Source organism: Arthrobacter sp. MDT2-34-1, assembly GCF_059091365.1.
This window is the reverse complement of sequence record NZ_JBNHGO010000071.1, coordinates 1-780: the sequence shown is the minus strand read 5'-3', so window position 1 is coordinate 780 and position 780 is coordinate 1. Positions and strand designations below refer to the sequence as shown.

Sequence of the window (780 nt, the reverse complement as noted above, 5' to 3'; positions counted from 1 at the left end):
CCAGGGATGGATCCGCCCGGGCCGGCGGAGCACCTTTTCGGATGCAGGCATCGGACCCTCGATCTGTTACGCGCGAAAAGCGGTTTTGGCCGTAACAGAAAATTCGGTGTGGCTGTGGTTTGCGGGCCTTCGCGCCTGTTGCTGTCCACGGTCCGGAAAGTGTCGGAGCAGGGCAGTAGAGTCCGGGCATGGAATCTCAAGAGGGAATCAAGGGTAAGACGCGCAAGTGTCCCAAGTGCGGGCACACTGCGTTCAAAATCGTCTACGGGATGGTCCTCGGGGACGCCCGGGAGAACGCCACCAATGTGGAGTTCGCCGGCTGCGTCATGGAGATGCGGGAGGACGGCACCGTGGCGCGGTGGGCCTGCCAGAATCCGGAGTGCCGGCACCGGTGGTGAGGGCAGCCCTGTTTAGCGGCGGCGGCCGAACACCAGCGATGCAACGGCAACGGCGGCGGTGACCGTGTACACGGAGGGCCAGGCGCCGATCTTCTTGGCCAGCGGGTGGGAGAGCCCGAACGCGGCGAGGTAACCGCTTGTCAGTGCGGCCGCCCGGCCGGCTCCGGCATCGCGCTTCCACAGGGCGAAGGCAGCGGCTCCCGCGGCGGCCAGCACGGCGCCGCCCAGTGGACGGTTCTTGGTGGCCCGGGCGGTCTGGAAGCCGCCGATCAGGCCGGCACTAGTCACGATCGGGGTCAGGTTGGCACTCATGGTTTCTCCTTCGTCTTGGATGGATCCAGACTAGCTGTCAGGGGTGCCGCACGCCTTCCCCGGCCAGCAC

The 780-nt window shown here is 66.5% G+C and carries 2 protein-coding genes; one reads left to right on the top strand and one right to left on the bottom strand.

Annotated features, from left to right (window positions below):
- The first annotated feature begins 188 nt into the window (after positions 1 to 188).
- On the top strand, positions 189 to 398 hold the full coding sequence (locus tag AC5RVV_RS17660) for a hypothetical protein (RefSeq protein ID WP_494002653.1): 210 nt from the start codon (positions 189 to 191) through the stop codon (positions 396 to 398).
- Between the two features lie 12 nt (positions 399 to 410).
- Here the strand turns inward: AC5RVV_RS17660 and AC5RVV_RS17655 are convergent, their stop codons facing one another.
- Positions 411 to 710 (bottom strand): hypothetical protein, encoded by a 300-nt coding sequence (locus AC5RVV_RS17655; RefSeq protein ID WP_494002652.1) that lies wholly within the window; start codon positions 708 to 710, stop codon positions 411 to 413.
- Positions 711 to 780: the final 70 nt, after the last annotated feature.